Here is a 5,995-nt window from a genome sequence, read left to right as displayed (position 1 = left end):
CGCCGCACGCACATGCAACGCGTCCCGGTCCGGATCGGCGTAGACCGCCACACTCGCGATCCCCGCGTCCCGGCACGCCCGGGCCACACGGACAGCGATTTCGCCACGGTTGGCGATGAGCACCTTGCGCACGACGGCTCCCTACTCGGATCAGTTCGGAGTGCTCAGAAAGCTAGCCGAAGCCGACTACTGGCCGATCACCGTCCGGAAACTGCACGAACGGCCGTCAAAGACCTGCCGATTACCGGAAGATGACGTTTCTTTTGCCGTGCACTCAAGTAGCTGTGCTGTTGGCCACACGATGAAGTCGAAGGCCGGAGCAGCCAGTTACTCGGCAGTGCCAGCCGATTCCCGCGGCTCCCGTAGGTTCCCTCGTTAATGGATTACATGAAGGGCGTGACATGAACTCTGTGACCACAGAAATCGGAGGGGACCGGGCTACGGCCGCGGACGCCGCACCGGCTGCGCTGCGGGACGTCATGGCCCGGTTCGCGACGGGCGTCACCGTGCTGTCCACCGGTGGCGACCACCTCCACGGCATGACCGCGAACGCGTTCACCTCGGTGTCGCTCGACCCGCCGTCCGTGCTGTGCTGCGTCGGCCACAGTGCCGTGATGCACGAGGCCATCACCGCGGCGGGCCACTTCGGCGTCTCCATCATGGAGGCCGCGCAGGAGGACGTGGTGCGGTTCTTCGCGGACAAGAAGCGACCGCTCGGACCTGCGCAGTTCGCCCAGATCGAGTGGGCGCCCGGGCCGCGCACCGGTGCGCCGCTGCTCACCGGCGCCCTCGCCTGGCTGGAGTGCGACCTGTCCGCGGCGCACAGCTTCGGCGACCACTCCATCTTTGTCGGCCAGGTCGTCGAGGCGCGACTCGGCAGCGGTCAGGACGGGCTGCTCTTCTACGACGGCGCCTTCCAGCGGGCCGTCGCGCGCAGCGCGTGACGGAGACCTCGTCAACCCTCCGGTATTGCACAGGACGCGGCTTTCGGCACCCGAATGTCAAGGGGTGTCAGGAGCCGGTCAATTGATGTTCAGAACCCGTGTTGTTTCGGGCCGTTGAGAATTCGGCAAGGAAAGGGCAGCCGAGCGTGATGACGAGTAAGGGCACTTCTGCGGAGAACCAGGGTCCGGGCCCGGAGGAAAAGGCCGTCGCTGTCATCGGAATGTCCTGCCGGCTTCCGATGGCACCCGACCCAGGGGCTTTCTGGGACCTTCTGCGCAACGGGACGGACGCCGTCACCGATGTGCCGTCCGAGCGCTGGGAGACCGTGGAAGCGCCTGCGCAGGAGGGGGTCCGCAGGGGCGGGTTCCTCGACGGCATCGGCGACTTCGACGCCGGGTTCTTCGGTATCTCGCCACGTGAAGCCGCCGCCATGGACCCCCAGCAGCGGCTCGTCCTCGAACTGGCCTGGGAGGCCCTGGAGGACGCCGGGATCGTGCCGTCGGCGCTGCGCGACAGTCGTGGGTCGGTGTTCGTCGGCACGATCCGCTCCGACTACGAGAGCCTCGTCGGGCAGTACGGTCCGGCGGCCATCACGCAGCACACCATGACGGGCGTCAGCCGCGGCATCATCGCCAACCGCGTCTCGTACCACCTGGGGCTTCGCGGTCCGAGCCTCACCGTCGACACCGCCCAGTCATCCTCACTCGTGGCCGTGCACCTGGCCTGCGAGTCGCTGCGCAGCGGCGAGTCGTCCGTGGCCGTCGCCGCCGGCGTCAATCTCAACATCCTCGGCGAGACAGCGCTCACCGAGGAGCGCTTCGGCGGCCTCTCCCCCGACGGTGTGCCACGTACCTTCGACGCGGGCGCCAACGGGTTCGTCCGCGGTGAGGGCGGCGGCGTCGTCATCCTCAAGCCGCTCGACCGGGCCCGCGCGGACGGCGATCACATCTACGGTGTGATCCGTGCCAGCGCCGTCAACAACGACGGGGCCACTCCCGGCCTGACCGTGCCCAGCGGCGAGGCGCAGCAGCAGGTCCTCAGGGAGGCGTACGACAAGGCCGGTATCGACCCGCGCCAGGTCCAGTACGTCGAGCTGCACGGCACCGGCACCCCGGTGGGCGACCCCATCGAGGCGGGTGCGCTCGGCGGCGTCCTGGGCTCCGCGCGTGACTCGGGTGACCGGCTCCTGGTGGGCTCGGCGAAGACGAATGTCGGGCATCTGGAGGGCGCCGCCGGTATCACCGGTCTGATCAAGGCGCTGCTGAGCCTGAACCACCGTGAGATCCCCGCGAGCCTGCACTACGAGTCGCCGAACCCGGCCATCGACCTCGACGGGCTCGGCCTGTCCGTCGCGCAGGAGCTGTCCGCGTGGCCGCACCCCGACCGTCAACTCGTCGCGGGAGTCAGCTCGTTCGGTATCGGCGGCACCAACTGTCATGTGGTGCTGACCGAGGCGCCGGCCGTGCCGGACACCGCGACGGACGCCGCGGCCCCCGTCACGGCCGGTGTGCTGCCCTGGGCACTCTCCGGCCGGAGCCCGGAGGCCCTGCGCGCCCAGGCCGCCCGGCTGCACGAGCATGTGACCGCGCACCCCGAGCTGCGCCCCGTCGACATCGGTAATTCGCTGGCCATCGCGCGGACCGCCTTCGAGCACCGGGCGGTGGTCCTGGGCGAGGAACGCGACGAGCTGCTCTCCGGCCTCGCGGCGCTCGCCGAGGGACGCACGGCACCCGGTGTCGTCACCGGGACGGTCCGTGCGGGCGGCACCGCCTTCCTGTTCACCGGCCAGGGCGCCCAACGCCTGGGCATGGGACGGGAGTTCTACGAGAGCTGCGATGTCTTCCGCGGCACTCTGGATGCCGTCGTCGCAGCCCTGCCGGACGACTTCGGGCCCCGTCTGCGCGAGGTGATGTGGGGCGAGGACGCCGATCTCCTCAACCGGACCGAGTACACACAGCCCGCGCTCTTCGCCGTCGAGGTCGCGCTGTTCCGGATGCTCGAATCCATGGGCCAGAGGCCCGACTTCCTCGCCGGGCACTCCATCGGTGAACTCGCCGCCGCCCATGTCGCGGGCGTCCTCTCCCTCGAGGACGCCGTCCGCCTCGTCGCCGCGCGCGGGCGTCTGATGCAGGCCCTGCCCGAGGGCGGCGCGATGGTCGCCCTCCAGGCCACGGAGGACGAGGTCCTGCCCCACCTCACCGACGGCGTGACGATCGCCGCGGTCAACGGCCCGTCCGCCGTGGTCGTTTCCGGCGACGAGTCGCAGGCCCTGGCCGTCCAGGCGCACTTCGAGAACGAGGGCCGCAGGACCACTCGCCTGAAGGTCTCGCACGCCTTCCACTCGCCGCTCATGGAGCCGATGCTCGACGAGTTCCGTGCCGTCGCCCGGTCCCTGACCTACAGCGACCCCGTCATCCCGGTCGTCTCCAACGTCACCGGGCAGATCGCCACCGAGTTGACCGATCCCGAGTACTGGGTACGCCACGTCCGCGAGGCCGTCCGGTTCGCCGACGGCATCCGCTCGTTGGCCGCCGAAGGCGTCACCACGTACCTCGAAATCGGCCCCGACACCGTCCTCACCCCGCTCGTCGCCGAGTCCGCACCCGGCCAGGACACCGTCGCCGTCTCCGTGCTGCACCGCCGCCGGGACGCGGGGCTCGGGCTACTCACCGCGCTCGGCACGCTGCAGGTGAACGGCGTGGACGTGGACTGGTCGACGATGTACGCGGTCCGCGGCGCCAAGCGCGTCGCGCTGCCCACGTACGCCTTCCAGCGCAGCCGTCACTGGATCGGCGGCCGCCCGGCCGAGCGCGCCGAGCTGCCCGCGGCCGCGCTCCCCACCGCCGAGTCCGGTCCCGCGGCGCCCGCCGCCGCCCCGCGCGGTGAGCTCGGCGCACGCCTCGCCGGGCTCTCCGACAGCGAGCGCGAGCGGGCCGTCACCGACCTGGTGACCGCCCAGATCGCGGCGGTCCTGGAGTACGCGCCGGGCCAACGCGTCGATCTCCGCCTTCCGTTCAAGGATCTCGGCTTCGACTCCCTGATGTCGGTGGAGCTGCGCAACCAGCTCTCCACCGCCACCGGCCTCGAACTGCCCAGCGGCCTGCTCTTCGACCATCCGACGCCCGCCGCGCTCGCCGGCTACGTCGGCGCCGAGCTGCTGGGCGCGGTCCCGGACGAAGCGGAGGTGTTCACGGCCGGCGGCGCCACGGACGCCGACGAGCCGATCGCCATCGTCGGCATGGCCTGCCGCTACCCGGGCGGCGTCGCCTCGCCCGAGGACCTGTGGCAGCTGGTCGCCGACGGCCGGGACGCGATCTCCGGGTTCCCCGGGGACCGCGGCTGGGACGAGGACCTGTACGACCGTGACCCGGAGCGCTCCGGCAAGAGCTCGGTGCGCGAGGGCGGCTTCCTGCACGACGCGGGCCTCTTCGACGCGGGCTTCTTCGGGATCTCGCCGCGCGAGGCCCTGGCCATGGACCCGCAGCAGCGCCTCCTCCTGGAGACGGCCTGGGAGGCCGTCGAGCGGGCCGGTCTCGACCCGCGCGGTCTGGGCGGCAGCCGCACCGGCGTCTTCGTCGGCGCCACCGCCCTCGACTACGGTCCGCGGCTGCACCAGGGCCCGCCGAGCGTCGAGGGCCATCTCCTCACCGGCTCCACCAACAGCGTCATGTCCGGCCGGATCGCCTATCAACTCGGTCTGCTCGGGCCCGCCGTGACGGTGGACACGGCCTGCTCGTCGTCCCTTGTGGCGCTGCACATGGCGATACGTTCGCTGCGCCAGGGCGAAACGACCCTCGCCCTCGCCGGCGGTGTCACCGTGATGTCGGCGCCCGGCATGTTCGTCGAGTTCTCCCGCCAGCGCGGGCTCGCCGCCGACGGGCGCAGCAAGTCGTTCTCCGCCGACGCAGACGGCACCTCATGGGCCGAGGGCGTGGGCCTGCTCCTCGTGGAGAAGCTCTCCGACGCGCGCCGCAACGGACACCAGGTGCTCGCGGTGATCCGCGGCTCGGCCGTCAACCAGGACGGCGCCAGCAACGGCCTGACCGCCCCCAACGGTCCTTCCCAGCAGCGGGTGATCCGCCAGGCACTCGCCGACAGCGGGCTCACCACGGCCGACGTAGACGCCGTCGAGGCCCACGGCACCGGCACGAAACTCGGCGACCCCATCGAGGCCGAGGCGATCATCGCCACGTACGGCAGCGCACGGGACGCACGGCAGCCGGTCTTCCTCGGCTCCCTCAAGTCCAACATCGGGCACGCCCAGGCGGCTGCCGGTGTCGGCGGCGTCATCAAGATGGTGCAGGCGCTGCGCAACGGCGTACTGCCGCAGACCCTGCACGTCGGCGAGCCGACCCCGCACGTCGACTGGGAGTCGGGCACGGTCCGGCTGCTCACCGAGGCGAAGCCCTGGCCGGAAGCCGAGGGGCGCCCGCGCCGTGCGGCCGTCTCGTCCTTCGGCATCAGCGGCACCAACGCGCACGTGGTCATCGAGCAGGCCGCCGACCAGGCCGAGCCCGCCGAGCCCGTCATCGCACCGGACGGCGCCCAGGCCCGCCCTCTGTGGACGCTGTCCGCCCGCGACGAGGCCGGGCTCCGCGCCCAGGCCGCGCGGCTCCACGCGCACGTCACCGCGCACCCGGAACAGACCCCCGCCGACATCGGCCTCTCCCTCGCGGTCACCCGCACCGCCTGGGAGCAGCGCGCGGTGATCACCGGCTCGGACACCGAGGAACTGCTCGCCGCGCTCGGCGCACTCAGCCGGGGCGAGACCGCGCCGGGAGTGGTCACCGGCGCCGCTCAGGACGGCCGTACGGCGTTCCTGTTCACGGGTCAGGGTGCCCAACGCCTTGGTATGGGCCGTGAGTTGTACGACGCGTTCCCGGTGTTCGCCGAAGCTTTCGATGCCGTACTGGCCGCCCTTGACGAGGTCGGCGGCGAGCTGCGGGAGGTGATCTGGGGCGAGGACCCGGAGAAGCTCAACCGCACCGAGTTCACCCAGCCCGCCCTCTTCGCCATCGAGGTCGCGCTGTACCGCCTCGTCGAGTCCTGG

The 5,995-nt window shown here is 71.4% G+C and carries 3 protein-coding genes; 2 read left to right on the top strand and 1 reads right to left on the bottom strand.

The annotated features are described in order from the left end of the window. A partial coding sequence (locus ACFQVC_RS42330) for a biotin carboxylase N-terminal domain-containing protein (RefSeq protein WP_311593543.1) occupies positions 1-132 on the bottom strand: 132 nt, incomplete at its 3' end. Between the two features lie 269 nt (positions 133-401). On the opposite strand from ACFQVC_RS42330, the gene ACFQVC_RS42325 reads away from it, so the two are divergent. Both ACFQVC_RS42325 and ACFQVC_RS42320 read left to right on the top strand, forming a co-directional pair. Further along, positions 402-944, top strand: coding sequence for a flavin reductase family protein (locus ACFQVC_RS42325; protein WP_381842091.1), 543 nt, complete (start codon positions 402-404; stop codon positions 942-944). A 149-nt stretch (positions 945-1,093) separates the two neighbouring features. Then, on the top strand, positions 1,094-5,995 hold a 4,902-nt coding region (locus tag ACFQVC_RS42320), incomplete at its 3' end, for a beta-ketoacyl synthase N-terminal-like domain-containing protein (protein ID WP_381842093.1).

It is taken from the genome of Streptomyces monticola, assembly GCF_042665355.1.
Taxonomy (GTDB): domain Bacteria; phylum Actinomycetota; class Actinomycetes; order Streptomycetales; family Streptomycetaceae; genus Streptomyces; species Streptomyces monticola.
Note: the sequence above shows the minus strand (reverse complement) of the source record. Positions and strands in the feature narration are given on the sequence as shown.

Bases quoted from the DNA above. Each gene is read 5' to 3' on its own strand.
- ACFQVC_RS42325 (WP_381842091.1), top strand. From the start codon at position 402: ATGAACTCTGTGACCACAGAAATCGGAGGGGACCGGGCTACGGCCGCG.